The organism is Streptomyces sp. NPDC008079 (assembly GCF_042957385.1).
GTDB lineage: Bacteria > Actinomycetota > Actinomycetes > Streptomycetales > Streptomycetaceae > Actinacidiphila.
This window is the reverse complement of the sequence record NZ_JBIBIC010000016.1, coordinates 121,119-147,453: the sequence shown is the minus strand read 5'-3', so window position 1 is coordinate 147,453 and position 26,335 is coordinate 121,119. Positions and strand designations below refer to the sequence as shown.

Annotated in this window: 26 protein-coding genes and 1 pseudogene; 16 read left to right on the top strand and 11 right to left on the bottom strand. The window is 72.7% G+C overall.

Features of this window, described 5'->3' with window-relative positions; genetic code table 11:
- Positions 1-19 precede the first annotated feature (19 nt).
- Both ACFZAM_RS28010 and ACFZAM_RS28005 read right to left on the bottom strand, forming a co-directional pair.
- Positions 20-631 (bottom strand): DUF5134 domain-containing protein, encoded by a 612-nt coding sequence (locus tag ACFZAM_RS28010; RefSeq protein WP_391050234.1) that lies wholly within the window; start codon positions 629-631, stop codon positions 20-22.
- Positions 632-1,001: 370 nt separating this feature from the next.
- Positions 1,002-1,886: pseudogene (locus tag ACFZAM_RS28005) on the bottom strand (DMT family transporter); the annotation flags it as partial.
- On the opposite strand from ACFZAM_RS28005, the gene ACFZAM_RS28000 reads away from it, so the two are divergent.
- Together ACFZAM_RS28000 and ACFZAM_RS27995 are read left to right on the top strand one after the other, a co-directional pair.
- Positions 1,885-3,312, top strand: coding sequence for an aminotransferase class I/II-fold pyridoxal phosphate-dependent enzyme (locus ACFZAM_RS28000; RefSeq protein WP_391050232.1), 1,428 nt, complete (start codon positions 1,885-1,887; stop codon positions 3,310-3,312). The pseudogene ACFZAM_RS28005 and the gene ACFZAM_RS28000 sit on opposite strands and share 2 nt — an antisense overlap.
- Before the next feature lie 221 nt (positions 3,313-3,533).
- The gene (locus tag ACFZAM_RS27995; protein ID WP_355343786.1) at positions 3,534-4,067 is read left to right on the top strand and encodes a GNAT family N-acetyltransferase; all 534 of its coding nucleotides are present in this window, start codon (positions 3,534-3,536) and stop codon (positions 4,065-4,067) included.
- 69 nt (positions 4,068-4,136) lie between these two features.
- Here the strand turns inward: ACFZAM_RS27995 and ACFZAM_RS27990 are convergent, their stop codons facing one another.
- The 4 genes from ACFZAM_RS27990 to ACFZAM_RS27975 all read right to left on the bottom strand — a co-directional run bounded on the left by ACFZAM_RS27990 (position 4,137) and on the right by ACFZAM_RS27975 (position 7,569).
- Positions 4,137-4,964 (bottom strand): ATP-binding cassette domain-containing protein, encoded by an 828-nt coding sequence (locus tag ACFZAM_RS27990; RefSeq protein WP_391050230.1) that lies wholly within the window; start codon positions 4,962-4,964, stop codon positions 4,137-4,139.
- Positions 4,961-5,839, bottom strand: a complete 879-nt coding sequence (locus tag ACFZAM_RS27985; protein ID WP_355343789.1) for an amino acid ABC transporter permease — start codon at positions 5,837-5,839, stop codon at positions 4,961-4,963. Before ACFZAM_RS27985 ends, ACFZAM_RS27990 begins: the two co-directional genes overlap by 4 nt.
- Complete coding sequence (locus tag ACFZAM_RS27980; RefSeq protein ID WP_391050227.1) at positions 5,836-6,756, bottom strand: transporter substrate-binding domain-containing protein; 921 nt, start codon at positions 6,754-6,756, stop codon at positions 5,836-5,838. The genes ACFZAM_RS27985 and ACFZAM_RS27980 overlap by 4 nt, the downstream gene beginning before the upstream one ends.
- Positions 6,757-6,897: 141 nt before the next feature.
- Positions 6,898-7,569, bottom strand: a complete 672-nt coding sequence (locus ACFZAM_RS27975) for a glycerophosphodiester phosphodiesterase family protein (protein WP_391050225.1) — start codon at positions 7,567-7,569, stop codon at positions 6,898-6,900.
- Between the two features lie 234 nt (positions 7,570-7,803).
- Between ACFZAM_RS27975 and ACFZAM_RS27970 the strand changes: the two genes are divergently transcribed.
- The 4 genes from ACFZAM_RS27970 (at position 7,804) to ACFZAM_RS27955 (ending at position 11,749) form a co-directional block, all read left to right on the top strand.
- Positions 7,804-9,201 carry a DUF6421 family protein gene (locus ACFZAM_RS27970; protein ID WP_355343798.1) on the top strand — a complete coding sequence of 466 codons (1,398 nt, stop codon included), beginning with the start codon at positions 7,804-7,806 and terminating at the stop codon, positions 9,199-9,201.
- A gap of 23 nt (positions 9,202-9,224) precedes the next feature.
- Positions 9,225-9,983 (top strand): SDR family oxidoreductase, encoded by a 759-nt coding sequence (locus ACFZAM_RS27965; protein WP_355343801.1) that lies wholly within the window; start codon positions 9,225-9,227, stop codon positions 9,981-9,983.
- Complete coding sequence (locus ACFZAM_RS27960) at positions 9,962-11,053, top strand: beta-eliminating lyase-related protein (RefSeq protein WP_391050222.1); 1,092 nt, start codon at positions 9,962-9,964, stop codon at positions 11,051-11,053. The genes ACFZAM_RS27965 and ACFZAM_RS27960 overlap by 22 nt, the downstream gene beginning before the upstream one ends.
- Before the next feature lie 93 nt (positions 11,054-11,146).
- Positions 11,147-11,749: a transglutaminase domain-containing protein gene (locus ACFZAM_RS27955; RefSeq protein WP_391050219.1), complete on the top strand. Its 603-nt coding sequence runs from the start codon at positions 11,147-11,149 to the stop codon at positions 11,747-11,749.
- A gap of 61 nt (positions 11,750-11,810) precedes the next feature.
- Here ACFZAM_RS27955 and ACFZAM_RS27950 read toward each other — a convergent pair whose 3' ends face one another.
- Together ACFZAM_RS27950 and ACFZAM_RS27945 are read right to left on the bottom strand one after the other, a co-directional pair.
- Complete coding sequence (locus ACFZAM_RS27950) at positions 11,811-12,557, bottom strand: lysophospholipid acyltransferase family protein (RefSeq protein ID WP_355343810.1); 747 nt, start codon at positions 12,555-12,557, stop codon at positions 11,811-11,813.
- A gap of 102 nt (positions 12,558-12,659) precedes the next feature.
- A complete protein-coding gene (locus tag ACFZAM_RS27945; RefSeq protein WP_391050216.1) occupies positions 12,660-13,124 on the bottom strand; it encodes a DUF4395 family protein in 465 nt (154 codons plus the stop codon).
- Positions 13,125-13,307: 183 nt separating this feature from the next.
- On the opposite strand from ACFZAM_RS27945, the gene ACFZAM_RS27940 reads away from it, so the two are divergent.
- From ACFZAM_RS27940 to ACFZAM_RS27920, 5 genes are all read left to right on the top strand, one after another.
- Positions 13,308-13,721, top strand: a complete 414-nt coding sequence (locus ACFZAM_RS27940) for a thioredoxin domain-containing protein (protein ID WP_391050214.1) — start codon at positions 13,308-13,310, stop codon at positions 13,719-13,721.
- A 273-nt stretch (positions 13,722-13,994) separates the two neighbouring features.
- On the top strand, positions 13,995-14,525 hold the full coding sequence (locus tag ACFZAM_RS27935; RefSeq protein ID WP_391050279.1) for a flavin reductase: 531 nt from the start codon (positions 13,995-13,997) through the stop codon (positions 14,523-14,525).
- 206 nt (positions 14,526-14,731) lie between these two features.
- Entirely contained in the window at positions 14,732-15,517 is a 786-nt protein-coding gene (locus tag ACFZAM_RS27930; RefSeq protein WP_355343822.1) for an electron transfer flavoprotein subunit beta/FixA family protein, read from the top strand.
- A 99-nt stretch (positions 15,518-15,616) separates the two neighbouring features.
- Positions 15,617-16,579, top strand: a complete 963-nt coding sequence (locus ACFZAM_RS27925) for an electron transfer flavoprotein subunit alpha/FixB family protein (protein WP_355343825.1) — start codon at positions 15,617-15,619, stop codon at positions 16,577-16,579.
- A gap of 145 nt (positions 16,580-16,724) precedes the next feature.
- Positions 16,725-18,017: a DUF6986 family protein gene (locus tag ACFZAM_RS27920; RefSeq protein WP_391050211.1), complete on the top strand. Its 1,293-nt coding sequence runs from the start codon at positions 16,725-16,727 to the stop codon at positions 18,015-18,017.
- A gap of 91 nt (positions 18,018-18,108) precedes the next feature.
- Here ACFZAM_RS27920 and ACFZAM_RS27915 read toward each other — a convergent pair whose 3' ends face one another.
- A complete protein-coding gene (locus ACFZAM_RS27915; RefSeq protein ID WP_355343831.1) occupies positions 18,109-19,098 on the bottom strand; it encodes a LacI family DNA-binding transcriptional regulator in 990 nt (329 codons plus the stop codon).
- Positions 19,099-19,275: 177 nt separating this feature from the next.
- Between ACFZAM_RS27915 and ACFZAM_RS27910 the strand changes: the two genes are divergently transcribed.
- The 4 genes from ACFZAM_RS27910 to ACFZAM_RS27895 all read left to right on the top strand — a co-directional run bounded on the left by ACFZAM_RS27910 (position 19,276) and on the right by ACFZAM_RS27895 (position 22,900).
- Positions 19,276-20,247, top strand: a complete 972-nt coding sequence (locus ACFZAM_RS27910) for an ROK family protein (RefSeq protein WP_391050209.1) — start codon at positions 19,276-19,278, stop codon at positions 20,245-20,247.
- Between the two features lie 641 nt (positions 20,248-20,888).
- On the top strand, positions 20,889-21,206 hold the full coding sequence (locus ACFZAM_RS27905; protein WP_391050207.1) for a hypothetical protein: 318 nt from the start codon (positions 20,889-20,891) through the stop codon (positions 21,204-21,206).
- Between the two features lie 69 nt (positions 21,207-21,275).
- Positions 21,276-21,560, top strand: a complete 285-nt coding sequence (locus ACFZAM_RS27900) for a hypothetical protein (protein ID WP_391050205.1) — start codon at positions 21,276-21,278, stop codon at positions 21,558-21,560.
- Between the two features lie 305 nt (positions 21,561-21,865).
- The gene (locus ACFZAM_RS27895) at positions 21,866-22,900 is read left to right on the top strand and encodes an NUDIX domain-containing protein (RefSeq protein ID WP_355343837.1); all 1,035 of its coding nucleotides are present in this window, start codon (positions 21,866-21,868) and stop codon (positions 22,898-22,900) included.
- 84 nt (positions 22,901-22,984) lie between these two features.
- Here ACFZAM_RS27895 and ACFZAM_RS27890 read toward each other — a convergent pair whose 3' ends face one another.
- Positions 22,985-24,358, bottom strand: coding sequence for a M20/M25/M40 family metallo-hydrolase (locus ACFZAM_RS27890; RefSeq protein ID WP_391050204.1), 1,374 nt, complete (start codon positions 24,356-24,358; stop codon positions 22,985-22,987).
- A 159-nt stretch (positions 24,359-24,517) separates the two neighbouring features.
- On the opposite strand from ACFZAM_RS27890, the gene ACFZAM_RS27885 reads away from it, so the two are divergent.
- On the top strand, positions 24,518-25,771 hold the full coding sequence (locus ACFZAM_RS27885; RefSeq protein WP_355343843.1) for a geranylgeranyl reductase family protein: 1,254 nt from the start codon (positions 24,518-24,520) through the stop codon (positions 25,769-25,771).
- A gap of 46 nt (positions 25,772-25,817) precedes the next feature.
- Here ACFZAM_RS27885 and ACFZAM_RS27880 read toward each other — a convergent pair whose 3' ends face one another.
- A complete protein-coding gene (locus ACFZAM_RS27880; protein ID WP_391050202.1) occupies positions 25,818-26,282 on the bottom strand; it encodes a nitroreductase family deazaflavin-dependent oxidoreductase in 465 nt (154 codons plus the stop codon).
- Between the last annotated feature and the right edge of the window lie 53 nt (positions 26,283-26,335).

Here is a 26,335-nt window from a genome sequence, read left to right as displayed (position 1 = left end):
ACTCACGGCAGCGAGTCCGTCACAGGGTCAGCAGCATCGCGAACATCCCCAGCGCCATCGCCACCCGGCAGGCCGCCGCGACCTCCGGCGCGTGCCGCAGCGGGACACGGTCCCGGTCGCCGCCCGCGCCTCCTTCCGCCTGGCCGGTGGATATCAGCGGGCCGCCGCCCGGCGCGCCGTGCGCCTGCGCCGGGAGCGCGACCAGGCTGGTGCCGCTGCGCAGGACGTAGCCCGCGAAGTAGAGCAGCAGCAGGCCGGTGAGCAGCGGGGTGCCCGCGCCGGTGGCCGCCATGTGCTCGGCGTGGCCGCCGTGCGCCGACGTCGCCCCGCCCATCGCCACGGCCATGTACACCATCGCGGCCGAGCACACGGAGTGGTGCAGATGGTGGCCGGGCCGCCGGACCAGCAGCAGCGCCCGTACCCCGGCCAGCGCGAAGACCACGCCGAGGACGACGGCGAACAGCGGCGTCCCCCACGGCCGCGGGTCGAGGACGGACATCGGGACGGCCATCACCGCCATGCCCGCCGCCATCACCGCCTCGTCGCGCGCTTCGCGGCGCAGCAGGCACGCGACCGCGGCGACGGTGCTGAGCGCCACGAGCAGCCAGGCCACCAGCGGTGGTCCGTGCATGCCGTCCTCCCCCTCATCCCCACGCCTCTTCGGCGCGCCCCGGTCCGTGCGGTGACCCTCGTCCGGTCCGGTCCGGTCCGTCCGGTCCGGTCCGTGACGTCCGGCCCGGTCCAGTCCGTGACGACCGGACCGCCGGACGGTTGTTCGGCGGTCCCAGGAGAACTGCCCAGGTCCGAGGGCGCACACCCGAGCGCATCGGGGTAGTCGGGGGAGCGTGTCACCGCGGCGCGCGCCGTCGCGGATCGCCGTGTGCCACGATCTCGTGCGCGTCGCCCGACCGCAACGCCTCCGGGCCGGCGTCCGGCGCCTCGGCCCCGCGCGCCCGCGCCGCGGCCCGCGACCTGCGTACTTCCCGCGCCTGCCGGGCGCCGGAGCGCTGGGTGACGGCCACGCAGACCAGTACGGCGAGCGCCGCGGGCAGTGTGGCGCGGCCCAGGTGCTCACCGAGCAGCGCGGCGGACCACACCAACGTCAGTACGGGCTGGGCGAGTTGGAGCTGGCTGGCCCTGGTCACCCCGATCGCCGCCATGCCGCGGTACCAGACCATCAGGCCGAGGAACTGCGACACCACCGAGACCCACACCAGCCCGCCGACCGACTCGCCGGTCAGCCGTACCGGCTCCAGCGACAGCGACACGACCGCGGCGGGCAGCGTGAGCGGCAGCGTACCGACCAGCGCCCAGCCGACCACCTGCCAGCCCGGCAGCACCGACGCCAGCCGCCCGCCCTCCACGTAACCGGCGGCGCAGACCAGCAGCGAGGCGAAGAGGAAGCCGTCCCCGGCGGTCGGCGCGCCGCCGCTCTCGCCGAGCGAGAAGGCGGTGACCACCGCCGCGCCCGCGACGGCCGCGATCCAGAACGTACGGGACGGCCGCGCGCCGGTGCGCACGGCCGCGAGCACCGCGGTGCACAGCGGGAGCGCGCCGACGACGACGGCGGCGTGCGAGGTGTCGGTGGTGCGCAGCGCGAGGGTGGTCAGCAGCGGGAAGCCGATGACGACACCGCAGGCGACCACGGCCAGGCCCGCCCAGTGCTCCCGGTCCGGCACCTTCGCCCGGCCCGCCGCGAGGAAGGCCCCGGCGACCGCGGTGGCCAGGACCGCCCGGACCGTCACCGCCGACCAGGCGCCGAATCCGCTCAGCGCCCAGTGGGTGGAAGGGAAGGTGAGCGAAAAGGCGGCCACACCGAGACAGGCGAGCGCGGTGCCAGCGACCGCTACTGAGGTGCGGGGAGTAGCGCTATTCTTATCCTTCATGAATGACGATAGCAGTGCCAGTGCGCTGGCAGAATCCCTCCGAGGAGAGCTGGACCGCTTCTCACCGGGAGCGAAACTGCCGTCGAGCCGGGCCCTGGTCGAGCGGTTCGGGGTCAGCCCGGTGACGGTCTCGCGGGCGCTGGCGACGCTCGCCGCGCAGGGACTGGTCGTCACCCGGCCCGGCGCGGGCACCTACCGGGCCGCCGGGGGCACGGCGACCGCCACCGCCGTCGACACCTCCTGGCAGCAGGTCGCGCTCACCGCGGAGGACCCGGACGTGGCACCGCGCGTGGTCGACGCCTCCGGAGTGCTGGGCTGCCTGGTCGGCCCGCCGCAGGGCGTCATCCCCCTCAACGGCGGCTATCTGCACCCCGGCCTCCAGCCCGAGCGGGCGCTCGGCGCCGCGCTGGCCCGCGCCGCCCGCAGGCCCGGCGCCTGGGAACGGCCGCCGCTGGAAGGGCTCACCGCGCTGCGGAACTGGTTCGGCCGCGAGGCGGGAGTCCCGCCCGCCCAGGTGCTGATCACCTCCGGCGGGCAGGCCGCCCTCACCACGGCCCTGCGCGCGCTGGCCGCGCCGGGCTCCGCCGTACTCGTCGAATCGCCCACCTACCCCGGCGCGCTCTCCGCCGCCCGCGCCGCGGGGCTGCGGCCGGTGCCGGTCCCGCTCGACGCGGACGGCGTCCGGCCCGATCTGCTCGCCGACGCCTTCGAGGCCAGCGGCGCGCGGGTCTTCTTCTGCCAGCCGCTCTTCCAGAATCCGACCGGCGCGGTGCTCGCCGCCGGGCGCCGCCGCCAGGTGCTCGACATCGCGCGGGCGGCGGGCGCCTTCGTGGTCGAGGACGACTTCGCCCGGCGGCTCGGCCACGGCGACCCGCTGCCGCCGCCCCTGGTCGCCGAGGACCCGTACGGCACCGTCGTCCACTTCGCGTCGCTCACCAAGCCGACGTCGCCCAATCTGCGCGTCGGCGCGCTGATCGCCCGCGGCCCGGTGATGGAACGGCTGCGCGCCATCCAGGTGGTCGACAGCTTCTTCGTGCCCAGGCCCCTCCAGGAGGCGACCCTGGAACTCGTCGGCGCGCCCTCCTGGCCGCGCCATCTGCGCGCTGTCACCGCCGCACTGCGCGAGCGGCGCGACGCCATGCTCGCCGCGCTCCGGCACCGCCTGCCGGAACTGGTCCCCGACCCGGTGCCCACCGGCGGCTACCACCTGTGGCTGCGGCTGCCCGACGGCACCGACGAGACCGCGCTGACCGGCGCCGCGCTCCGCGCGGGCGTGGCCGTCGCCCCCGGCCGTCCCTATTTCCCCGCCGAGTCGCCCGCCCCGTACATACGGATCACCTTCGCCTACACCACGGGCGCCGCCGAGATCACCGAAGGCGTCCGGCGCTTCGAGCTGGCGCTGCGCGAGACCGCCCCCGCGCTGTGAACACCAGCTCTGTCACGAAGCCCTGCCGTGCGCCGCACGTGTGTCCTTCCGCGCGCCGAGCACGCGCCCTTCCGCGCGCCGCACACGCGTCCTGTCGCGCGCCGAACCCGCGCCCTGCCACACGTCGAAGACTCGCCCCGTCGCGCGCCGACGCCGCCCGCCCGCGAAGAGCTCGGCAGGACCCGTGAGCGCGGCCCGGACCTGGGGATAGCCTTTCCCGCATGGATATCGCCGCTCCCCGCTTCCGCGCCGCCACCCCCGACGACGTCCCCGTCCTGGTCGGGCTCATCGAGTCCGCCTATCGCGGCGACGCGAGTCGCGCGGGGTGGACGACGGAGGCGGACATCCTTCAGGGGCAGCGGACCGACCCCGAGGGCGTGCTGGCCGTCATCGAAGGCGCGGACAGCAGGCTGACGGTGGTGGAGTCCGGCGACGAGGTGGTGGCCTGCTGCCAGCTCGAACACCGCGGCGACCACGCGTACTTCGGGATGTTCGCCGTACGGCCCGCGCTCCAGGGCGCCGGGCTCGGCAAGGTGATCCTCGCCGAGGCCGAACGGTTCGCCCGCGAGGAGTGGGACGTCGCCGAGCTGCACATGACGGTGATCTCGGTCCGCGAGGACCTGATCGCCTGGTACGTCCGCCGCGGCTACCAGCGCACCGGGCAGACCAGCCCCTTCCCGTACGGCGAGGAGCGCTTCGGGCTGCCGACCAGAGACGACCTGGAGTTCGAGCTGCTCACGAAGAAGCTGGTCTGAGACCCGGACGCCCGCCACCCGCCCCACCCGGTACCCGGCGCCCCGAACCCGGTCGCCCGGCGCCGGCCGTCACAGCCGTCCCGCCTCCGTGATCCGGCGCAGGAAGTCCCGCGTGCGCTGCTCGGCCGGGGCGCCGAACACCTCGGCGGGAGTGCCGCGCTCCAGGATCACGCCCGCGTCCAGGAAGCAGACCTGATCGGCGACATCGCGGGCGAACGCCATCTCATGGGTGGCGATCGCCATCGTCATGCCCTGCTCCTTCAGGTCGCGGACCACCGACAGCACCTCGCCGACGAGCTCCGGGTCGAGCGCGGCGGTCACCTCGTCGAGAAGCAGCAGCCGCGGCCTGGTCGCGACCGCCCGCAGGATCGCCACCCGCTGCTGCTGGCCGCCGCTGAGCCGGTCCGGATACTCCGCGGCCCGGTCGGCGAGCCCCAGCCGGGCCAGCAGCTCCCGCGCCCGCTCCTCCGCCTCGCCCCGCGGCACCCCGTGCACCCGGCGCGGCGCCAGCGTGATGTTGTCCAGCACCGTCATGTGCGGGAACAGGTTGTACGCCTGGAAGACGACGCCGATCCTGCGCCGTACCGCGTCCTGGTCGGCCCGCGGGTCGGTGATGTCCTCGCCGTCCAGGAAGATCGCGCCGTCGTCGATCTCCTCCAGCAGATTCGCGCAGCGCAGCAGCGTGGACTTCCCTGAGCCGGACGCGCCGATCAGCGCCGTGACCGTGTGCGCGGGCACGTCGAGCGCGATGTCCCGCAGAACGACGGAGGAGCCGTACGTCTTGCGGACCGACTCCAGCCGCAGCACGGGCGTGTCCCGGCTCCGGTCCGGATCGGCCAGGTCCCGCGCCTGGGGCGGTACGTCTTTGGCGAGCCGGTCCCCGCCCGTGCCGCTCATACGACGCCTCCCTGCGACTGCCGCCGGTTCATCCTGGCCGTCACCCAGTCGGTGAACCGCGTCATCGGGATGGTCAGCGCGACGAAGATCAGCCCCGCGACCACGTACGGCGTGTAGTTGAAGTCGCGGCTGGCGATGATCTGCGCCGCGTAGACGGCGTCCACGGCGCCCGCGATCGACACCAGGCCGGTGTCCTTCTGGAGCGACACCAGGTCGTTGAGCAGCGGCGGCACCACGCGGCGCACGGCCTGCGGCAGCACCACGTACCGCATCGTCTGCGCGCTGCTGAGGCCGAGCGAGCGGGCCGCGGCGCGCTGGCTCGGGTGGACGGTCTCGATCCCGGCCCTGAACACCTCGGCGACATAGGCGGTGTACGTCAGGCAGAGCGCCAGGCCGCCCAGGAGCACGGGGTCGTTGGTGACGCCGCTCAGCCGCAGCGCGGGCACGCCGAAGACCACCGCGAGCAGGCAGATGATCAGCGGCAGCCCGCGGAAGAAGTCCACGTACGCCGTCGCCAGGGCGCGCAGCGGGAAGAACACCGGGCCGCGCAGGGTGCGCACGACCGCCAGCAGCAGCCCCGCGACCAAGACGACGGCGCCGCACACCACCATCAGCCGCAGATTGAGCCAGAGGCCCTGGAGCACGTCCGGCAGCGCGAGCCGCGCGTAGTGCCCGTTGAGGAACGTCTCACGGGTGCGCTGCCAGCCGGGCGAACTGACGATCAGCCCGATCAGAACCCCGGCGGTCGCCAGGGTGCTGACGCTCGCCACTACCAGGGCGCGGCGGCCGCGGGCGCGTCGGTACAGCTCGCGCTCGATCCGCCGCGCGGACGGCTGGTACGTGTCGACCTGCGCGGGGTCGTCCCGCACGGTCATCCGAGCACCGGGGCGCCGACGGCGTCCGACAGCCACTGCTTCTCCAGGGCGGCCAGCGTCCCGTCGCCGTGCAGGGCGGTGACGGCCCGCGAGACGCACGCGGTCAGCTTGCTGCCCTTGTCGAGGACCAGCCCGAACTGCTCGGGCGAGGAGCCCGCCGCCGCGAACTGCCCGACCACCTTGGCGTCGGTGACCTCGGCCCCGGTGATGTAGAAGGCGGTCGGCAGGTCGACCACGATCCCGTCGACCTGGCCGTTCTTGAGCGCGGCCACGGCGAGGTCGTTGCGCTGGTAGACGGCGGGCTGCTTGGCGGGCTTCACCAGGTTGTCGATGACGTCCAGGCTGGTGGTGCCCACCTGGGCGCCGAGCTTGGCGTTCTTCAGGTCCGCGACGCTGTGCGCGTTCGCGATCTTCGAGGTCTTCAGCGCGACGACGGTCTGCCGTACGTCGTAGTAGCCGGGCGAGAAGTCGACGGCCTTCTTGCGCTCGTCGTTGATCGAAACCTGGTTGATGTCGAAATCGAAGTTCTTGGCACCGGGCGCGAACGCCTTGTTGAAGGCCACGGTCTGCCAGACGACCTGGTCCGGCGCGTAACCGAGCTGCTTGGCCACCGCGTACGCGACCGCCGACTCGTACCCCTTGCCGTTGGACGGCTTGTTGTCCGAGAACCAGGGGTCGTACGCCGGATTGTCGGTGCCGACGGTGAGCTTGCCGGGGGTACGGGTGGCGAGCGTGCCGGGCGCGCACGACGCCGTGGTGGCGGTGGTAGTGCCGGTCGCACCGGCCGACGCCGCGGAGGACGAGGGACCGGCGTCGGTCGTGTCGTCCTGGGGCGAGCAGCCGGCCAGTGCGAGGGTGAGCAGGGCAGCCGCGGCGAGCGCGGCACGGCGCGGGGACAGCGAGATCGCGGGACGCATGGCGGGACCTTGGCACCGCGCGGGCGCGTCTGTCCACGCGATTCGGCCAGTTGTCCGGATGCCGGACCTTTGTGTCCGGCACATTGCGCGGGGCCGCGGGACCGCGGCGCGACGGGATGACGCCGGTACGGGACCGCGGGGCTACGCGATGGCCGGCTCCTCGGGGAGGTCGGTGGCGGCGCCGTCCAGCCGCAGCGCGCGGGCCAGGGCCCACTCCTGCGCGGTGTTGACGGTCCAGGCCATGACGGCGATGCCCGCGGCCTGGCAGCGCTCGACGACGTCCAGGTTCACCTGCCGCAGTTCCAGGCTGACCAGGCGGGCGCCCACCGCCTGGGCGCGGGTGACGATCTCCGGGCCGAGGTCGCAGGCGACCAGCACCGTGCGCACGTCGGGCAGCAGCGTACGGATCTCGGCCAGCGCCTCGTCGTGGAAGGACAGCACACTGACCCGGTCGGTCGCGCCGTGCGCGCTCAGGGTGTCGGCCAGCGCGCGGGCCGCCGCCACGTCCTTGATCTCGGCCTGGATCGGCCGGCCGACCGCTTCGAGGACCTCCTCGAAGACCGGTACGCGCTCGCCGAGCCCGGCGTCCAGGCCGCGGATCTCGTCCAGCGTGAGGTCGCGGACCAGCCCGGCGCCGTCGGTGGTGCGGTCGACGTCAGCGTCGTGCATGACGATCAGCGCGCCGTCCTTGCTGAGGTGCAGATCCAGCTCGATCTGGTCCAGGCCCGCCTTTTCGGCTCGGCGGAAGGAGCGCAGGGTGTTCTCCGGCTCGACGCCCATGACCCCGCGGTGGCCGACGGTGAGGAAGCTCATACCGGCACCCTAGCGAGACCGGGCGACGGCGGGCCGAACACGCCGTGACGACTCGGGACCGCGTGCTCAAGCGGCCCCTATGCGCAAGTTTTAGTGACCCATCCCGGCAGACGACAGGAAGAACAGCGGCCTGTCGACCACCAGGCAGGACAATCTCCACCGGCTCCCCTTGATGGATCAACAAGGTCACGGATACGGTGTCCGGACGACAGTTTCTTTTGTGGAGGAGGGGTCATGGGCGAAGTTCTTTCGGCGAAGGTGGCGGACGGCGGCGGTACGTCCGGCGTGGGCATCGTCGGCCACCCCGCGTGGGCGGTGCTGAAGCAGGCCGTCGAAGCCATCAGGCCCTGGCAGCGCAAGGACGGCTCCATCGACTTCGAGGCCGAGGGCGCGCCCAGCAAGGACGACGCCGAGCGGACCGTGCGCCGGGTGACCGAGTCGGTCGAACAGCTCTCCCCGCTCCTCCCGCACGACGCCGAGTACCACCGCGCCCTGGTCGCCGACCTGCGCCGCTGGTCCGACGACGGCTTCGGCGTCCCGGACTTCCTCGACTCGCTGCTCGCCTTCCAGCCCGCGGCCGACCGCCGCGACGGCCTGCCGCACCTGGTCGTCTTCCCGATGTACACGCAGAACGGCAACCCGGACCGCAATCTGGAGGCCGTCGCCCTGCGCGTCGTCTGGCCCGACTGGCTGGCCGAGCTGGAGCGCAATCGGTACGACAACCCGCTGTTCGTACCGATCACCTTCGAGGACTTCACCCCCGGCTACGACACCAACTCCGCGGTGCTCTTCCCGGAGACCGTCGCCGTCCGCGAGGCCCCCGAGCGCTGGACCTGGGGCGCGATCTTCTGCGACCGCGAGGCCGCCCGCTTCCGCGCGGTGACCGCCGCCGCCGTCGACACCCTCGGCCTGGAACTGCCCGAGGAGGCGGCCCGGCTGATCGCCGACCAGGACCTGGCGCAGCAGACGTACGTCCTGTGGGACATGATCCACGACCGCACGCACAGCCACGGCGACCTGCCGTTCGACCCGTTCATGATCAAGCAGCGCGCGCCGTTCTGGATGTACGGGCTGGAGGAGCTGCGCTGCGACCTGACCACGTTCAGGGAGGCCGTGAAGCTCCAGGCCGAGGGCCACCCGATGGGCCTGGGCGTGCAGTACGCGATCCTCTTCGACCGGCTCTTCCGCTTCCCGGTCACCGGTGAACGCGTCCGCAACTACGACGGACTCGGCGGACAGCTCCTCTTCGCGTACCTGCACAAGCACGACGCCGTACGCTGGACAGACAACACCCTGCACATCGACTGGGAGCGCGCACCGCAGGTCACCAACCAGCTCTGCGCCGAGATCGAGACGCTCTACCGGGACGGCATCGACCGGCCCAAGCTCGTGCACTGGTTCGCCGCCTACGACCTGGTCGCCAGCTACCTCTCCCCGCATCCCGGCTCGGTCTGGGCGAAGGGCCCCGACGCCCTCGACCTGTCCCAGCCCCCGCGCAAACTCGTGGACGACGTGCTGGCGGACGAGTTTCCGCTCAGCATGTTCTACGAGGCCCTTGCGAAGAAGCTGCGGACGGTGATCACCTCGACCAAGGGAATCACCGGCGAGAGCTCACTTCGGGGCGCCGCGTGACCGGTGCGGCCGAGGAGGCGGACATGACGACCGACACGTACACGGGTGGTCTCGACGGAGCGGTGATCGCCGTGGCGGGCGCGGGCGGCCCCGCGGGGCGGGCGGTACTGCAACGGCTCGCGCGCGAGGGCGGCCACGTGATCGCCGCCGACGCCGACCCCGAGCGGCTGGCCGAGGCCGTCGACGCGGCGCGCTACGACGCGGGCGGCGCCGACATCACCGGCGAGATCGTCGACCTGCTCGACCTGGAGGCGACCCAGGACTGGGCCGGCCGGATCGAGAAGGACCACGGCAGGGTCGACGGCCTGGTCCACCTCGTGGGCGGCTGGCGCGGCTCCGCGTCCTTCCCCGAGACCGACCTCGGCGACTGGGACGTGCTGCACAAGCTGCTGATCCGTACCGTGCAGAACACCTCGCTCGCCTTCCACGACGGCCTCATGCGCAGCCACGGCGGCCGGTACGTGCTGATCAGCGCGTCCGGCGCCACCACGCCGACCGCGGGCAACGCCGCCTACTCCGCGGCCAAGGCCGCGGCCGAGGCGTGGACGCTCGCGCTGGGCGACTCCTTCCGCAAGCTCGGCGGCGCCGACGGACCCACGGCCGCGGCCACTGTGCTGGTGATCAAGGCGTTGGTGCACGATGAGATGCGGGCCACGCGCCCGAACGCCAAATTCGCCGGCTTCACCGACGTACGCGACCTCGCCGAGGCCATCGCGGACGTCTGGGACCAGAGCCCTACGGAAGTGAACGGGACCCGACAGTGGCTGACGCCCCGACCGTGACAGAACAGCTCGCCAGCGCCGCCGTGCGCCGCCACGACCCGCAGGTGCGCGGCTTCGCCAGTGACAACTACGCCGGGGTGCACCCGGAGATCCTCACCGCGCTCGCCCTCGCCAACGGGGGCCATCAGCCCGCCTACGGCGGGGACGAGTACACCGGCCACCTCCAGGAGGTCTTCCGCGGCCACTTCGGCCCGCGCGCGGAGGTCTTCCCGGTCTTCAACGGCACCGGCGCCAACGTGACGGCGCTCCAGGCCGTCACCGAGCGCTGGGGCGCGGTGATCTGCGCCGAGTCCGCGCACATCCACGTGGACGAGTGCGGCGCCCCCGAGCGGGTCGGCGGCCTCAAGCTGCTCACCGTCCCGACCCCGGACGGCAAGCTCACCCCCGAGCTGATCGACCGGCAGGCGTACGGCTTCTCCGACGAGCACCGGGCCCAGCCGCAGGTCGTCTCGATCACCCAGACCACCGAACTGGGCACCTGCTACACGCCCGAGGAGATCAAGGCGATCTGCGACCACGCGCACCAGCTCGGCATGGCCGTGCACCTGGACGGCGCGCGGATCGCCAACGCGGCGGCCGGCCTCGACGTGCCGCTGGCCCGCTTCACCACCGAGGCGGGCGTGGACATCCTCTCCTTCGGCGGCACCAAGAACGGCCTGCTGCTCGGCGAGTGCGTGGTCGTCCTCAGCCCCGAGCGGGTGCGCGCCATCGACTACCTGCGCAAGCTGTCGATGCAGCTCGCCTCCAAGATGCGGTTCGTCTCCGTGCAGTTCGAGGCGCTGCTCTCGGGCGACCTGTGGCTGCGCAGCGCCGCCCACGCCAACGCGATGGCCCGCCGCCTGGAGCAGGCCGTACAGGGCGTGGACGGGGTCACCGTGCTGCGGCCCGTGCAGTCCAACGCCGTCTTCGCCCTGCTGCCGCGCGAGGTCAGCGAGCGGCTGCAGAAGCGTTACCGCTTCTACTTCTGGGACGAGTCGACGGGCGAGGTCCGCTGGATGTGCTCCTTCGACACGACCGAGTCGGACGTGGACGGCTTCGCCGCCGCGCTCGAGGAGGAGATGCGGGCCTAGGGCCTGTCCGACGGCCCGGAGTCGGCCGCATGAGTATGCGGTTGGCGGTAATTCGATTGATCGAGTGGTCGGCGGTTTCCTAGGCTCCCGCACATGGAGCTGACCCTGGAGACCGCCGACCTCTCGGCGTATACGGCCGCCGACGACGTCATCGACCACGGCCACCCGCGAGTGCGCGACACCGTGGCCGCGCTGCTGGCCCGTACCACCGGACCGCATGACTATGCGCGGGCCGCCTTCGTATTCGTCCGCGACACGATCCCGCACTCCTTCGACTCCGGCGACGACCGCGTCACCTGGCGGGCCTCCGACGTGCTGGAGCAGCGCACCGGCATCTGCTACGCCAAGTCGCACGCGTTGACGGCGCTGCTGCGCGCCGCGTCCATCCCCGCCGGGCTCTGCTACCAGCGGCTCACCGACGACGACGGTACGGACCCGGTGGTCCACGGCCTGATCGCCCTGCTGCTGCCGGGGCGCGGCCACTGGTCACGGCTGGACGCGCGCGGCAACAAACCCGGCGTCGACGCGCGCTTCTCGCTGGACGAGGAACGGCTCGCGTGGGCGGCGCGCCCGGAGATCGGAGAGGCCGACTATCCGCTCGTGCACGCGGCGCCGCCCACGGCCGTACTGGAGGCCCTGCGCGGCGCGCGCGACCGGTCGGAACTGGCCAGGACGCTGCCCACCGAACTGCCGTGAGGGCGCCGTCGCGTCCCGCGTCCCGCCTCCGGTTGGGGTCCCGCGTCCGGAGGGTCCCGCCTCAGCTCGGCTGGGGCTGCTGCTCGCGGTCCCTGGCCGCCGCTTCCTCAGGCGTCGGGGCCGTGCCGCCCAGATGCGCGGGCAGCCACCAGCGGTCGGCGGGGCCCGAGGGCCTGCCCGGATACGTACGCTGCGCGTCGTCCAGCAGCTCCTGCACCCGCAGCCGCAGCCGCCGGGTGAGCGCGCCCGCCTTCTCGTTCTCCTGCGGGCGCATCTGCTCGCCGATCCGCAGCGTGATCGGGAACTTGCTGCGGCCCAGATTGCGCGGGTGCCCCTTCGTCCACAGCCGCTGAGTGCCCCACAGCGCCATCGGCAGCAGCGGCACACCGGCCTCCATCGCCAGCCGGGCCGCACCCGACTTGAACGACTTCAACGTGAACGACTGCGAGATGGTCGCCTCGGGGAAGACCCCGATGATCTCACCGCCGCGCAGCGCGTCCAAGGCGTGCGCGTACGCGTGCATGCCCTCGGAGCGGTCCACCGGAATGTGCTTCATGGCGCGCATCAGCGGACCCGACACCTTGTGCCGGAAAACCGATTCCTTCGCCATGAAGCGCACCAGGCGCTTGGCGGGCAGCGTCGTCAGACCGCAGAAGACGAAGTCCAGATAGCCGATGTGGTTGCTGACGAGCAGGGCGCCGCCTTGGCGGGGGACGTTCTCGGTGCCCCGGATGTCGAATTTGAGCCCCTGCACCTTGAACATGGTGCGGGCACAAGCGATCACCGGTGGATAGACGAGTTCGGCCATGTCGGGGCACCTGCTCTCTCCGGGGCGGCGCTCCCGGCGGAAGTTACGCGCCCGTAAGTTGTTCGGCCGCTGAGCGATGGTGCCCCGCCGGCGGGCCCCCTGTCATCCCGGGGACCGGTGCCAAGGCGAGATTCTTCTCACGACCTGCGGCGGAACCCATCGGGCTGCTGCCCGTTTCAGCAGCAGATACACCTCGCACCCCAGGCAGTAGGCGAAAGCGGCGTTGAGGAAGGCGGCGGCGAGCGCGCACGCGGTGGCCGCCAGACCCAGCCACTGCGGGCCCACCAGATAGCCGATGACACCGATCACGGAGAAGCCGAAACCCACCGCCTGCGCGAACCGCGGCGGGGCCGCGTCCTCGGTGCCGGGCGGCGGCCCCAGCCTGGGCCGCACCAGGGTGCGGAAAACCCAGCCGTACGGCGAATTCTGCACTCCGGCCACCGCTCCCACGGCGAAGACCGCGGCCTGAACGGCCAGCAGCCAGCCGCTGCCGGTGATCAGCACGACCGCCAGCACCACCGTGGTCAGGGACGCACCGAAGCGGGGCCCTCGTACATCGATCTCCATGACTGAAATAATGGCCGACCAGCGACGGAACGCGACCGCGGGAATCATTGCGTTCGCATGAACGCTGCACGGATCGGAATGACGCGGGCGGGAAGCCGCCGGACGTACGACCGTGTATGTGACCGGACGTATGACCGGGCGTATGAGACGTACGAGATGTGTGAGCGGACGAGGAGCACGGCGTTGACGGGACTGGTGGTCTGCCTGGCCGTACTGCTGGCCGCGAGCGCCTACGGGCTGGTGCACCGGCGCAGGGACGGGAGAATCCGGGTGCGGACGAAGGACGGCGACGAGCGGCTGACGGCCGCTGACCTCGGCGGGCCGCTGGGGGAGCGCGCCACCCTGGTGCAGTTCTCCAGCGCCTTCTGCGCGCCCTGCCGGGCCACCCGGCGCGTGCTCGACGAGGTGGCGGGCATGGTGGACGGCGTCCGGCACGTCGAGATCGACGCCGAGGCGCACCTGGAGCTGGTCAGGCGGCTGAGCGTCCTCAAGACCCCGACCGTGTTCGTCCTCGACGCGGACGGCGCGATCGTGCGCAGGGCCGCCGGTCAGCCGCGCAAGGCGGACGTGATCGCCGCGCTGGGCGCGGCTGTCTGACGAGCCGGGCGGGCCGGCCGATCTGAGGGGCTGTCAGCCTCCGGCGGAGCGCGGTGTGACGGAAATTCCATATTCCGGGCGGGTCTTGACGTGACCCCGTCCGAATCGTCACTCTGACGTTATGTCGCACGACCACTTTCTGTACGCGTATCTGTACGCGCGCGCCGATGTCGACTTCGGTCGGCACTCCAGCGCGCGTTGTCCGAGCTGCTGAGCGCCCACGACCCGCACTCCGCCGCTCGACCGCTTCAGAAGGATCTGACCGTGACTGCCATCAGCGATCACCCCGCCGCCTTTGACTCCTCGGCCTTCGACCCCGCGCCCGGCCCCGCTCTCGACCCCGCCGTCTTCCGTTCGGTCTTCCGCCGCCACGCGGCCGGAGTCGCCGTGATCACCGCCGCGGGCCCCGACCCCGTCGGCTTCACCGCCACCTCCCTGACCTCGGTGTCCGCCGAGCCGCCGCTGCTCTCCTTCGGCATCAGCCTGGGGTCGTCGAGCTGGCCGACCGTCGCCGAGGCGTCGTTCGTCGGCGTCCACATACTCGGCGAGCACCAGGAAGTGCTGGCCGGCACGTTCGCCCGCAGCGGCGCCGACCGCTTCGGCCCCGCCACCGCCTGGGCGTCCGGCCCGCACGGCGTCCCGCTGCTCGACGAGGTACCGGCCTGGCTGGTGTGCCGCGTGGTGGCGCGCATCCCGGCGGGCGACCACCGGATCGTCATCGCCCAGGCCCTCGCCGGTGACCCCCAGGGTCCCGGCCGCCCGCTCCTCTACCACCAGGGCGGCTTCAACTCACTCGGCCACTGACGGCGGCGGCGTCGGCCACATCACAGTTCAAGGTCCTTGCTAACGGGGAACCAGCTCTGTGTACTGGCGAGTAATATTTCTGTCGGGGCAGTTGCTGCGTCCCGGCGGGGAGCCGCCGCCGCGGACGCCTATGCTGCCATTCCGGGGCGGATTCCGGGGCAGTTGGACGAAGACGTTGCAACGATGCAGTAGGTAGGAGAGCTGGCGTGAGTTTGAGGATCGTAGTCGCAGTGAAGTACGTGCCCGATGCCACGGGCGACCGTCACTTCGCCGAGGACCTGACCACTGACCGCGACGCGGTGGACGGCCTGCTCTCCGAGCTGGACGAGTACGCGGTCGAGCAGGCGCTGCAGATCGCCGACGCGGCGGACGACGCGGAGATCACGGTGCTGACCGTGGGTCCCGAGGACGCGAAGGACGCGTTGCGCAAGGCGCTGTCGATGGGCGCGGACAAGGCGATCCACGTCGAGGACGACGGCCTGCACGGCACGGACATCCTCGGCACGTCGCTGGTGCTCGCCAAGGCCATCGAGCGCGCGGGCTTCGACCTCGTCGTGACCGGCATGGCCTCGACCGACGGCACCGCGGGCGTGGTGCCCGCGCTGCTGGCCGAGCGGCTGGGCGTGCCGCAGGTGACGTTCCTGTCCGAGGTGTCGGTCGAGGACGGCAAGGTGACCGGCCGCCGCGACGGCGACGCGGCCAGCGAGCGGCTGGAGGCGTCGCTTCCGGCGCTGGTCTCGGTGACCGACCAGTCGGGCGAGGCCCGTTACCCCTCGTTCAAGGGGATCATGGCGGCGAAGAAGAAGCCGGTGGAGGCCCTGGACCTGTCGGATCTGGGTCTGGACGCGGCCGAGGTGGGCCTGGCGGGTGCGTGGACGGCCGTCGAGGACGCCACGCAGCGTCCGGCGCGGACGGCGGGCACGATCGTGAAGGACGAGGGCGAGGGCGGCAAGCAGCTCGCGGAGTACCTGGCGAGCCAGAAGTTCATCTGACCGGATGCCGGGCGCCCTCCCGGACGCTGTCCCGGGCCCGCTTCCGGCCGTTCCGGTCCGTATCCGCCCCGTCAAACTTTTTCGTAGGAGTGCATTTCCATGGGTGAAGTCCTCGTCTATGTCGACCACGTGGACGGTGCCGTCCGCAAGCCGACTCTCGAACTGCTGACGCTGGCCCGCCGGATCGGTGAGCCGGTCGCGGTCCACCTCGGCCCCGGCGCCGACGCCGCCGCCTCCGTGCTGGGCGAGCACGGCGCCGTGCGGGTACTGGCCGCCGACGCGCCCGAGTTCGCCGACTACCTCGTCGTACCGAAGGTCGACGCGCTGGAGGCCGCCGCCAAGGCGGTGAGCCCGGTCGCGGTCCTGGTGCCGTCCTCCGCCGAGGGCAAGGAGATCGCCGCGCGGCTCGCGCTGCGCCTGGGCTCGGGCCTGATCACCGACGCGATCGACGTGGAGGCCGGCGCCGACGGCCCGGTGGCCACGCAGTCGGCGTTCGCCGCCGCCTTCACGACCCGCTCCCGGGTCAGCACGGGCGTCCCCGTCATCACGGTGAAGCCGAACTCCGCGCCGGTCGAGGCGGCTTCGGCGGCCGGGACGGTCGAGGCGCTGGAGGTGGCCTTCGGTGAACTGGCCACCGGCACCAAGGTCGTCTCGCGGACCCCGCGGGAGTCGACCGGGCGTCCTGAGCTGACCGAGGCCGCGATCGTGGTCTCCGGCGGTCGCGGTGTCAACGGCGCCGAGAACTTCTCGGTCATCGAGGCGCTGGCGGACTCCCTGGGCGCGGCCGTGGGCGCGTCGCGCGCGGCGGTGGACGCGGGCTGGTACCCGCACACCAACCAGGTCGGCCAGACCGGCAAGTCGGTGTCGCCGCAGCTCTACATCGCCAACGGCATCTCGGGCGCGATCCAGCACCGCGCGGGCATGCAGACGTCCAAGACGATCGTCGCGGTGAACAAGGACGCGGAGGCGCCGATCTTCGACCTCGTCGACTACGGCGTCGTCGGCGACCTCTTCCAGGTCGTCCCCCAGCTCACCGAGGAGATCAAGGCCCGCAAGGGCTGACCGACCCCTCCCCGACGGCCCCCGCACGCCAGCCGCGTGCGGGGGCCGTCGTCCGTCCGGCGCCCCGCTGGTGGGGTGTTGACCTCGGCCTACGGCACGGCTAGCTTCACTTCAACGATTTGTTGAATTTCCGGGAGGGTGGCACATGGCGCAGGGCTCAGCGGGCGCGGCGGCGGCCGGTACGACACTGGCGGACGCGGTACGGGCGGACATCGGCGCCGGTCTGGCCGGCACCGACGCCGAACTGGCCCGCCGTTACCCCGGCGACCCCGGCACCCGGCAGCCCGTGCACACCGTCTACGTACCCGCCGACGCCTTCGGCCCCCGGACCGTACGCGACTGGGGCGACCAGGCGCTGGCCGCACTCGACGCCCACGCCCCGGACGCCGCCGCGCTCGCCGCCGTACTCGGCCTGCCCGCGGGGCCGTCCACCGGGCTGGCCGCCGAGGTCCACGACCGGGTGCGGGCCAAGCTGGAGCGCGAGCCCGTCGAGGACCTGCGGATCGACTTCGAGGACGGCTACGGGCCGCGCCCCGACACCGAGGAGGACGCGGCGGCCGTGGCCGCCGCCCGCACCGTGACGGCGGCCGTCGCGGACGGCAGCGCGCCGCCGTACGTCGGCATCCGGATGAAGTGCATGGAGGCGGCGGTCCGCGACCGGGGCATCCGTACGCTCGACCTCTTCCTGACCGCCCTGCTGGACGGGGGCGGTCTGCCCGACGGGCTGCTGCTGACACTGCCCAAGGTGACCTTCCCCGCGCAGGTCGCGGCGATGGCGCGGCTGTGCGAGGAGTTCGAGCGGGCGGCCGGGCTGGCGCGGGGGCGGATCGGCTTCGAGATCCAGATCGAGACCACCCAGTCCATCCTCGGCCCCGACGGCACGGCGACCGTGCCGCGGCTGATCGACGCCGCCAAGGGCCGCGCCACCGGTCTGCACTACGGCACCTTCGACTACAGCGCCGCGTGCGGGGTCAGCGCCGCCCACCAGTCGATGGACCACCCGGCCGCCGACTACGCCAAGGCGGTCATGCAGGTCGCCGCGGCGGGCACCGGCGTCCGGCTGTCCGACGGCTCCACCAACGTGCTCCCCGTCGGCCCGGCCGAGCAGGTGCACGACGCCTGGCGCCTGCACTACGGCCTGGTCCGCCGCTCACTGGCCCGCGCGTACTACCAGGGCTGGGACATGCACCCCGCCCACCTGCCGACCCGCTACGCCGCCGTCTACGCCTTCTACCGCGAGGGCCTGGACGCCTCCGCCGCCCGCCTCGCCGCCTACGTCGCCAAGGCGGGCGGCGACGTCATGGACGAGCCCGCCACGGCCCGCGCTCTCAGCGGCTACCTGCTGCGCGGCCTCGACTGCGGCGCCATCGACGCCGAGGAGGTCACCGAGCGCACCGGGCTCGGCCGAGGGGAGCTGGACACGCTGGCGGGCCGTTAGGGGCCTGTCCCGCGGATCGCGGACGCCCCCTGACGCGGCGGGCGCATGCCCGCAGGACAAGGACCGATGCCGTTACGGGCCCGGCGGGTGCTCAGTCGGACGGGGGGATCTCGCCGGAGCCGCGGGCGATCAGGCGGGCGGGGAGCTCCAGCCGGGCGGGGGCGGCGTCCGCGCCGCCCTCCAGGCGGCGGAAGAGCAACTGCGCCGCGCTGCGTCCGAGCCCCGGCGAGTCCTGGGCCACGACGCTGACCGGCGGGTCGAGCAGATCGGCGAGTTCGAAGTCGTCGAAGCCGACCAGGGCGACCGGGCGCGGGTGGTGGGACAGCACGCGCACCGCGGTGACGGTGACGCGGTTGTTGCCCGCGAACAGCGCGGTCACCGGCTCGGGACCGGACAGCAGGGACGCCAGGACGGCGCGGACCCGCTCGGGGTTGGTCGGGCCCATCGAGTACCACTCGGGCCTGATGGTCAGCCCCGCGTCGGCCATCGCCTCGCGGTAGCCGCGCAGTCGCTCGGCGGCGGTGTGAATGCCCGGCTGGTCACCGATGAAGCCGATCCTGCGGTGTCCGTGCGCGATCAGATGCGCGACACCGTCACGGGTGCCGCCCGCGTTGTCGGTCAGCACCATGTCCGCGTCGATCCGGCCCGCGGGACGGTCGACGAAGACCGTGGCCACCCCGGCCTCGATCTCCGGGACCAGATACCGGTGGTCGTCACCCGCGGGCACCACGATCAGCCCGTCCACCCGGCGGGCGCAGAACGCCAGCACCAACTCCTGCTCACGCCGCGGGTCCTCGGCGCTCGACCCGGTGAACAGCAGCGCGCCGTTGGCCCGCGCCACGTCCTCGACCGCCCTGCTGAGCGGGGCGTAGAACGGGTCGGCGAGGTCTTCGAGCACCAGGCCGACACTGGCGGTGCGGCGGGTGCGCAGCAGTCGCGCGCTGTCGTTGCGCCGGAAGCCGAGCGCGTCGATCGCCGCCTGGACGCGGGCGACCGTGTCCGGGGTGACGCCGGGCTCCTCGTTCACCACCCGCGACACCGTCTTGAGGCCGACGCCCGCTCGGGCGGCGACATCTTTCATGGTGGGCCGGGGAACTCGTCCAGAACTGTGGGTCACGATCGTAGTATTCCCTGCGGGAAGAGTTGGACAACGTTGTCAGAGTTAGGCGAGACTATCTCTGGTGCCGTTTCCGCGGAACCCCGGGCGATTCGCCAGGATATTCGTCAGGAACGTCAGGAAAGAGGAGATCCCCGAGCGATGCACCCCCAAGGCGCTACCGGTCCACTCGTGGCCGCAATCGACATCGGCGGTACGAAGATCGCCGGGGCGCTCATCGACGCGGAGGGGCGACTGCTGGCGCGGGCGCTGCGGGCGACGCCCGCGGGGGAGGACGGCGAGACGGTGGTGCGGGCGGTCACCAACGTGATCGCCGAGCTGCGGGCCACCGCCGTGTGGCCCCGCGTCGTCGCCGTCGGCATCGGCAGCGCGGGTCCCGTCGACGCCGCGCACGGCACCGTCAGCCCGGTCAACGTGCCCGGCTGGCGCGAATTCCCGCTCGTCGCGCGGGTGTCCGACGCGGTCGGCGGCCTGCCCGTCGTCCTCACCGGCGACGGGGTCGCCATGACCGCGGCCGAGCACTGGCAGGGAGCCGCCCGCGGTTACGACAACGCGCTGTGCATGGTCGTCTCCACCGGGGTCGGCGGCGGTCTGGTCCTCGGCGGCGCCCTCCTTCCCGGGCCCACCGGCAATGCCGGGCACATCGGTCACATCAGCGTCGACCTCGACGGTGATCTCTGCCCGTGCGGGTCGCGCGGCTGCGTCGAGCGGATCGCCAGCGGACCGAACATCGCGCGCCGCGCGCTGGACGGGGGCTGGGTGCCGCCCGCCGGTGCCGCGCCCACGGCGGCGGCCGTCGCCGAGGCCGCGCGCGGCGGGGACGCCGTGGCGCTGGCCTCCTTCGACCGGGCCGCGCAGGCGCTCGCGGCCGGGATCGCGGCCACCGCGACGCTCGTCGAGATCCATGTCGCCGTCATCGGCGGGGGTGTCGCGGGGGCCGGGCCGATTCTCTTCGATCCTCTCCGGGAGCACCTCGCGCGGTACGCCACGCTCTCCTTCGCGGCCGGGGTCGATGTCGTGCCCGCCAAGCTCGGGACGGATGCCGGGTTGGTCGGGGCGGCGGCGGCTGCGGCGCAGGCGCTGCGGTTGGACGCTTTTACGACGACGATCTGACGGGGCGGCTCGCCGCCGGGTTCGCGTCCGCGAGGACGGTTCCTGTGGGGGCGGGGGCCCGCGGCGTGCTCGGCCTTTGTCGGGCCGGTGGCCCGACAATCCGAAGAGGTGACCGCCTCGCGGGGGCCGGCTGCGGTCCGCGGCTGCGCGCTGGCTGGGCGCGCAGTTCCCCGCGCCCCTCAAAAGACCTGGCGTGCCCTCTGGCGATTGGTGAGGGCGGCGCACCGTGCGCGCCGAGATCTCGGTGTGCTCTCTTCCGAGGGGTGAGGGCGTCTGGGGGCGGGCCCCGAGACCTTGGCCTCCGCGCGGTGTGCTTCGCGTCGTGGACGCCACCGCGTGCCGTGTCTCGTCAGGGGGCGCGCACTCCGGTGCCGCGCAGCCGATGACGGCGCTGATCGCCTTCAGGGCCTTTGAGGGGCTCGGCGCGGGCGGTCTCGCCGTGGGCGCCTTCTGGCTGATCGGCGCGCCGGTGCCGCCGCGGCGAGCGGGGCCGCTACCAGGGCATGACCGCCACGGTCATGGCGCTCGGCACCATCGGCGGCCCGCTTCTCGGCGGTTTCGTCACCGGCCACCTCGGCTGACGCTGGGCCTTCTGCGTCAATCTGCCGCTCGGCCTACTCGCGCTGGTGTGGTGCCAGGTGATGCTGCGGCTGCCCGCCTCCCGCGGCAAGGCCAGGACCGACTGGCCCGGCATCGTCCTCATGACCTTCGCCCTCTCCTCGGTCGTGCTCGCCGGGACCTGGGCGGGCAACCGTTACGCCGGGGCCTCCTGGCGGATCGGCGCGCTGGCCGTCGCCGCCGCGCTCGGCCTAGCCGCCTTTGTCGCCTCGCAGCGCCGCGCGGCCGAACCCGTCCTGCCGTTGCGGGTGTTCGACACCCGGAACGTCCGGCTCCCGTCGATGATGATCTTCGCGGTGGGCGCCGCGATGTTCGGTGCCACGCTCGATCCGCCGCTGTAACGGCAGAGCGTCCAGGGCGCGTCGGCCACCAGCTCCGGCCTGTTGCTGCTGCCGATGATGATCCCGGTCGTGGTTCTTTCGCAGGTCGCGGGCAAGGCCATGTCGAAGACCGGCCGTTACAAGGTCTTCCCGATCGTGGGCGCCGCGCTGATGACGGCGGGCATGCTGGTCCTTGCCACCATGGACGTGCACACCTCCCGCACGGCGACGCATTGCTCCATGGTGGTGGCCGGTGCGGGGCTCGGCTTGCTGACGCGGATGCCCACGACGATCGCCCAGAACAGCGTCCGGAAGCGGGACATGGGCGCCGCGCCGAGGCCCGCCCGTGCCGCCGCCGTGGCGGAGTCCCGTTGAGGGGCGGGGCGTTTCCGTGGACCGGGAGGCGGGAGCGACCCGCACCCTCCACCGCATCGCGTGCGGCGCCCGGCTCGACGCGGCGGGCGCTGCCCGGTCCGCGGTGAGCACAGGGTGGCGCCCGCGGAGGCGGAGGCGCGGCTCGGGCCGCGCTCCGACGGCCCGCACCGCGACGGTCCGGTGTCCGTCACGCTGGCCTCCCCGCGCCGACCGTTGCGGCCGGTACGCGCCGCCGCGGGCCACGGCGCGTTTGCCGCCCACGATGATCCGGGCAATTCGTAGGGGTCTACGGAAAAGGGGGCACCGTGATCATCTGGGTGAACGGGGCGTTCGGCGCGGGGAAGACCAGCGCCGCACTGGAGATGCTGGAGCTGATACCGGAAAGCACCCTGTACGACCCCGAGGTACTCGGCGGCTGTCTGCGCCAACTGCTGCCGGAAAAACGGCTCCAAGAAGTGACCGACTATCAGGACCTGGCCATATGGCGGCGATTGGTGGTCGAGACCGCCGCCGCTCTCCTCAATGAGGTGGGCGGCGTTCTGGTGGCCCCGATGACCCTGCTGCGGCAGGACTACCGCGACGAGATCTTCGGTGGCCTCGCGTCCCGTGGCATCGAGGTCCGGCACGTACTGCTGGAACCAGGAGAAACGATCCTGCGTGAACGCATCGCCACCAGGGACGACCACCCCGACCGCACCGGAACGAACGACCGGGCCCGCCGCTGGGCGCTGGACCGCATCGCCGACTACGAGAACGCCCTGCCGTGGCTCGCCCTGGACGCGCACATCCTGTCCACCGCAGGCCTGACCCCCCGTCAGACCGCGCTGCGGGTCACCGAGGCCGTCGGGCGCGGCGCCGGGGCCTGCGGGATCGTCCAGACCCCCGAACCGACCGCGGAGACCGTGGCGTCCGGCGTCCTGCTCTTCGACGACGCGGACCGCGTCCTGCTGGTCGACCCGACCTACAAACCCGGCTGGGAGTTCCCCGGTGGCGTCGTCGAACGCGGCGAGTCGCCCGCGCGCGCCGGACACCGCGAGGTCGCCGAGGAACTGGGGCTCGAACTCGCCCGCGGCCTCGAACTCCTCGTGGTCGACTGGGAACCGCCACGCCCGCCCGGCTACGGCGGGCTCCGCCTGATCTTCGACGGCGGCCGGGTCGCGGAAGCGGACATCGGCCGCCTGCTGCTGCCCGGCGCCGAACTGCGCGGCTGGCGCTTCGTCACCGAGGACGAGGCCGCGGGACTGCTCCCACCGGCCCGCCTCGACCGGCTGCGCTGGGCGCTGCGCGCCCGCGAACAGGGCCGCCCGCTCAACCTGGAGGCCGGTCACCCGGCCGAATGACCCCGCCCCGCCCGGCCGCCGCTGCCCCCGCCGCCGCCCACCCGGCGTGGACGGCGGTGACGGCGGCCGGGTCCCGCGGGTCGGTCAGGCCGCGCCGCCCGCGGACTTGGAGGCCGCGTAGTGGCCCAGGAACAGCGCCTCCGCCAGCGACAGCCGCTCCAGCTCCCGCGGCGACACGCTCTCGTTGACCGCGTGGATCTGCGCCTCCGGCTCGCTGAGGCCGATCAGCAGGATCTCGGCTCGCGGATACAGGGTCGCCAGGGTGTTGCACAGCGGGATCGAACCGCCCTGCCCGGCCACCGCCAACTCCTCCCCGTACGCCTCCCGCATCGCGTCCGCCATCGCCGTGTACGCCGGGCTCCCGGTGTCCGCGCGGAACGGCTGACCGCTGCCGCGCTGCGTCACCTCCACCTTCGCGCCCCACGGAGCCGCCGCCCGCAGATGCGCGGTCAGCGCCTCGGCCGCCTGCTCGGCCGCGGTGCCCGGCGGGACCCGGACGCTCACCAGCGCGCCCGCGGTGGCCTGTACGGACGGGGTCGCGCCGACGACCGGCGGCGCGTCGATGCCCAGCACCGTCACCGAGGGACGCGCCCAGATCCGGTCCGCGACACTGCCCTTGCCGACCAGTTCCACACCGTCCAGCACCTTGGCGTCGCGCCGGAAGTCCTCCTCCGGGTAGCGCAGCCCCGGCCACTCGCCCGAGGCGTCGAGACCGTCGATCGTGGTCGAACCGTCCGCGTCCCGCAGCGACGCCAGGATCTGGATCAGCGCCCCCAGCGCGTCCGGCGCCGCCCCGCCGAACTGCCCCGAGTGCAGGTTGCCTTCGAGCGTCGAGACCCGCACCTCCGCCAGCACCATGCCGCGCAGCGTCGAGGTCACCGTGGGCAGCCCCACCCGGAAGTTGCCCGCGTCGCCGATCACGATCGCGTCGGCGGCCAGCAGCTCCGGGTGCTCCTCGGCGTAGCGCTCAAGACCGCCGGTGCCCTGCTCCTCGGAACCCTCCACGATCACCTTGACGTTCACCGGAGCGCCGCCGTGTTCGCGCAGCGCCCGCAGCGCGGTGAGGTGCATCAGCACGCCGCCCTTGCAGTCGGCCGCGCCACGCCCGTACCAGCGGCCGTCCCGCTCGGTCAGCTCGAAGGGCGGGGACAGCCACGCTGATTCGTCCAGCGGCGGCTGCACGTCGTAGTGCGCGTACAGCAGCACCGTCGGCGCGCCCTCGGGCCCAGGCAGCCAGCCGTACACCGACTGCGTGCCGTCGGGGGTGTCCAGCAGGGCCACCTCCTGGAAGCCCTCCGCCCGCAGCGCGTCGGCCACCCAGACGGCCGCCTTCTCGCACTCGCTCTTCGGGAACTGTCGTTCATCGGCCACCGACGCGTACGACACCAGCTCGGCCAGCTCCGTCCGGGCACGGGGAAGCAGGGCGGCGACAGTATCGGCGAGCGGGGTGCTGGACATAGGTGCTCCTAGCAGGAATCAGGTGGCAACATCGGTCGTTGGTGCACACAACGGGGTCGCTGCCGATGGTGCCACAGCGAGATGTTCCGGACGGGCGCAATAGGATGCGGCTGAACAGGGGCAACACAGCCGGACAGGCCGAGCGGGAGCGAAACAGACGTGAGCGGTGAGCAGGCGGCGCAGGACAGCGGCGCGAACGACGGCGAGGCGCTCGCGGTCTGGGACGTCGTGGTGATCGGCGCGGGCCCCGCGGGGGCCACCGCGGCCCACGCCGCGGCCGTGACGGGCCGTCGGGTCCTCCTCTTGGAGAAGTCCGAACTGCCGAGGTACAAGACCTGCGGCGGCGGCATCATCGGGTCCTCACGGGACGCCCTGCCGCCGGGATTCGAACTGCCCCTGCGCGACCGGGTGCACGCGGTCACCTTCAGCCTCAACGGCAAGCTGACGCGCACCAAGCGCTCCCGGCAGATGCTCTTCGGGCTGATCAACCGGCCCGAATTCGACAACGCCCTCGTGGAGGCCGCCTGCGAGGCGGGCGCCGAGCTGCGCACCGGAGTGACCGTCTCCCGCGTGGAGCAGCACGGTCCCGGTGTCCCCGACCGTCGCACCGTCGCCGTCGTGCTCAACGGCAGCGGCGGTCCGGCGGGCAAGGGCGTCGAGGAGACCGTCTACGCCCGCGCCGTCGTCGGCGCCGACGGCAGTGCGAGCCGGATAGGCGCTCATGTCGGCGTCAAGCTCGACCAGGTCGACCTCGGCCTGGAGGCGGAGATCCCGGTCCCCACGTCCGTCGCGGAGGACTGGGCGGGACGGGTGCTGATCGACTGGGGCCCGCTGCCCGGCAGTTACGGCTGGGTCTTCCCCAAGGGCGACTCGCTCACCGTGGGCGTGATCTCCGCCCGCGGCGACGGCAGCGCCACCAAGCGCTACCTGGACGACTTCATCGCCCGCCTCGGCCTGGCCGGGTTCGAACCCAGCGTCTCCTCCGGCCACCTCACCCGCTGCCGCGCCGACGACTCCCCGCTCTCCCGGGGCCGGGTCCTGGTCTGCGGCGACGCCGCGGGCCTGCTCGAACCCTGGACGCGCGAGGGCATCTCCTACGCGCTGCGCTCCGGGCGTCTGGCGGGGGAGTGGGCCGTGCGCATCGCCGAGTCCCACGACGCGGTGGACGCCAGGCGTCAGGCCCTCAACTACACCTTCGCGGTAAAGGCCGGGCTCGGCGTCGAGATGGGGGTCGGCCGCCGCATGCTGACTCTCTTCGAACGGCGCCCCGGAATGCTGCACGCCGTGCTCACCACATTCCCGCCCGCCTGGCGCGCCTTCGCGGGCATCACCCGCGGAAAGAGCTCGCTCGCCGAACTCGTCCGCACCCACCCGCTCGCCCGCAAGGCGCTGGAGGCCGTCGACCGGGCCTGACGTCGGCCCCGGCCCGGCTCCGGGCCCTGCGCCGTACTCCCGCGCCTCACTTCCCGTCGGTGGCGTGGACCTGGAAGATCGGGTGGTTGGGCGCTATCGCGCGCAGCTCCTCGTCGGTCGAATCCGGGCCCACGCCATCGAAGAAGGCTCCGACCTCGGCCTTCCAGCGCTTGAGGTAGGCGCGCAGGATGGCGGGCTTGTCGTCGTCGGCCACCTCGGTGGCGGTGAACTCCTCGACCGTCTTGCCGAGGTGCAGTTCGCCGCCGCCGGCCACCCGCATGTTGTAAGTCCACTGGACGTGGCCGCGCGGGGCCACCAGATACCGCCGGTCCTCGAAGGTCAGCAGATTCACCGGGGTCTGCCGCCACTCACCGCTCTTGCGGCCCCGGACGGCCAGCACCCGCGAACCCCAGACGCTCAAGCCGCGCCGGGTCAGCCAGCCGACCGTGCGATTGAGGACGTTGACGGTGAACCAGCCGGGCTTCTTGACGTGTGCGACCTGCTCAGACATGGCGATCTCTCCGATTTCTCGACTGCTGTCGTGACCGCTGTTGTGAGCGGTGC